At 63.2% G+C, this 3,139-nt stretch carries 2 protein-coding genes; one reads left to right on the top strand and one right to left on the bottom strand.

Going from position 1 to position 3,139, the window contains the following annotated elements; genetic code table 11:
• On the bottom strand, positions 1-890 hold an 890-nt coding region (gene mnmE / locus EN906_RS28585; protein ID WP_127375544.1), incomplete at its 3' end, for a tRNA uridine-5-carboxymethylaminomethyl(34) synthesis GTPase MnmE.
• A 64-nt stretch (positions 891-954) separates the two neighbouring features.
• Here mnmE and EN906_RS28580 point away from each other — a divergent pair.
• On the top strand, positions 955-2,973 hold the full coding sequence (locus tag EN906_RS28580) for a thioredoxin domain-containing protein (protein ID WP_127271099.1): 2,019 nt from the start codon (positions 955-957) through the stop codon (positions 2,971-2,973).
• Positions 2,974-3,139 lie beyond the last annotated feature (166 nt).

Raw genomic sequence — 3,139 nt, 5'->3', positions numbered from 1 at the left:
GCGCCATGCGCCTTGGCCCTGGCCTTCTCGATGCCGATAGCCTCGACCTTTCCCGGCGCATCGCGCAGCCCGGCCGTATCTGTAAGCCGGACCCGCAGCCCCTGGAGATCAAGTGTCACTTCAAGCAGATCCCGCGTCGTGCCGGGTTCATCCGTTACTATAGCGGCATCCCGCCGCGCCAGGGCGTTGAACAGACTCGACTTGCCGGCGTTGGGCGCGCCAAGGATAACGACCTCGAAGCCGTCACGGATGATTTCGGCAGCACGAAATCCGGCAATGTGCCGGTCGATCTCGCCGATCATAGTTTTGACATCGGACCAAACCGTATCCGAAACGGAACCGGGGACATCGTCTTCATCGGCAAAATCGATCTCCGCCTCGATCATGGCGCGGGCGTGAATCAACCTGCGACGCCAGCCGAGATAGAGTTCGCTCTGAGCGCCTTCGGCATTTTGGACAGCAAAACGCCGCTGCGCCTCGGTTTCAGCGTTGACGAGATCCGCCAGGGCCTCGGTCTCAACCAGGTCGACCTTGCCGTTGAGAAAGGCGCGGCGCGTGAATTCGCCCGGTTCCGCGTGCCTGACGCCGTCGAAACCAGTAATCGTCTCCAGCATCCTGGCCACCACGGCGCGTCCGCCATGAACGTGGAATTCCGCCACATCCTCGCCGGTGAAACTGGCCGGATTGGGAAAGAAAACGACCAAGCCGTTATCGAGCACGGTTCCATCGGGCGCCCTGAATCTGCGCAAGACCGCGACGCGGGGCTTAACAATACCCCCGGCAATCGTTTCGACTACGAATCGAGTCTGCGGGCCGGAAATACGGATGACGGCGACGCCGGCCGGGAGCCGGCCGCTCGACAGCGCTACGATGGAATCGCCTGAAATCATTTGCCCGCTCTACCGAACCGCCCTAGCTTTACGCCCATCAGCCAATCGCACCCGAGTTTGCCCAGTGACGCTGCCCGCGCAAAACCTGCTTGCTGAAGAAGCCAGCCCCTATTTGCAGCAGCACAGCGGCAATCCCGTCCACTGGCGGGCCTGGTCGCCGGCTTCGCTCGAGGAGGCCAAGGCGCTGGACAGGCCGATCCTGCTCTCGGTCGGCTATGCCGCCTGCCACTGGTGCCACGTCATGGCGCATGAAAGCTTCGAGGACGATGGTGTCGCCGCCGTCATGAACCGTCTGTTCGTCAATATCAAGGTCGACCGCGAGGAACGCCCCGACATCGACCAGATCTATATGGCGGCGCTGTCCTCGATGGGCGAGCAGGGTGGCTGGCCACTAACCATGTTCCTGACGCCGGACGGCAAGCCGTTCTGGGGCGGCACCTACTTTCCGCGCGAGCCACGCTATGGCCGCCCCGGTTTCATCCAGGTGATGGAGGCGGTGGACAAGGCCTGGCGCGAGAAGCGGGCGAGCCTCAACCAGAGCGCCGACGGCCTGACCACACATGTCCAGGCACGGCTCGCCGGATTGCACGCGAGAACAGGGCTCGATCGCGACACGCTGGCTGAGCTTGCCAAGGGCATAGACGGCATGATCGACCGCGATCTGGGCGGCTTGCGTGGCGCGCCGAAATTCCCCAATGCGCCGTTCATGCAAACGCTGTGGCTGTCCTGGCTGCGCGACGGCAACGCCAGCCATCGCGACGACGTTCTCAACAGCCTCGAACAGATGGTCAGCGGCGGCATTTACGATCATATCGGCGGCGGGCTCAGCCGTTACTCGACCGACGCCGAATGGCTGGTGCCGCATTTCGAAAAGATGCTTTACGACAATGCCCAGCTGATCCGCTTCTGCAACTGGGCCCATGCCGCAAGCGGCAACGGGTTGTTCCGGGTCCGAATCGAAGAGACGATCGGCTGGCTGCTGCGCGAGATGCGCGTTGACGGCGGCGCCTTTGCCGCCAGTCTCGATGCCGACAGCGACGGCGAGGAAGGACTGTTCTACACCTGGAGCCAAGACGAGATCGAGGCCGCCCTCGTCGACGATTCTGCCTTGTTTTTCAAGCACTTCACGCTCTCCAGCCCGCACGGCTGGGAAGGCAAGCCGGTCGTCCACCAAACCCTGTCCCAGCAATCGCACTATGTGATCGATCGCGCAGAGCTCGGCCCGCTCAAGGCGAAACTCCTCACCGTGCGGGAACAGCGGGTCAGGCCCGGTCTTGACGCAAAGACCCTCACCGACTGGAACGGCCAGATGATCGCAGCGCTTGCAGAGGCCGGCCGTTCGCTGGCGCGGCCTGACTGGATCGATGCGGCGGCAAAGGCCTTTGCCCACATCAGCACCGCCGGCCGCGACAGCCGTCTGCCGCATTCGATGCTCGGCGCCAGAAAACTATTCCCTGCTTTGTCCAGCGACTATGCCGCCATGGCCAACGCAGCGATCTCGCTGTTCGAGGCCACTGGGAATTGGAGCTATGTCGACCAGGCCGGCCAGTTTATCAAGCAGCTCGACCATTGGCACGCCGATACCGAAAAGACGGGGTATTACCTGACCGCCTCGGACAGCACCGACGTGCCGATCCGCATCCGCGGCGATGTCGACGAGGCCATTCCGTCCGCCACCGGCCAGATCATCGAGGCACTGGTCCGGCTGGCCTCCGTCACGGGCGATCTCGAGCTGCAGGAAAGGGCCTGGCAAGTTGCCGAGCACGCCGCCGGCCGCGCGGCCCACCAGGCCTATGGCCAAGCCGGCATCGTCAACGCCTGCGCGCTGGCGATCGAGCCGCTAAAACTGGTCATCGTCGATGCGCTTGACGATCCAAAGCTCGTTCCGGTTGCGAATCGAAGTCCGGACCCACGCCGCGTCGACATTGTCCTGCCGATCGGTACGGGTACGAATCGACCCTTGCTGCCTGGCGGAATCCTGCCGCCGACCAACGAGGCGGGTGCATGGCTGTGTACTGGGCAGGTGTGTTTACCGGTCGTGACGGATGCTGAAGAGTTGGAACGATTGTTGCGAGGGCTATAAGGGCAACGCACTGCTCGATCAGCCCAAAATTGCGGCGCTGGCGCCGCCCCTTGTATCTGCACGAGATGATTATGTGCGATGGAAGCGATTGAGCCTCGGGCCGGATGGCCATCCGGCCCGAGGCTTGGCGAAGTCGCCCGCTGCCCCTCCGGCTACAACCGTCAAT

This window comes from Mesorhizobium sp. M7A.F.Ca.CA.004.06.1.1 (assembly GCF_003999135.1).
Lineage (GTDB): Bacteria > Pseudomonadota > Alphaproteobacteria > Rhizobiales > Rhizobiaceae > Mesorhizobium.
This window is presented reverse-complemented; position numbering and strand designations above follow the sequence as displayed.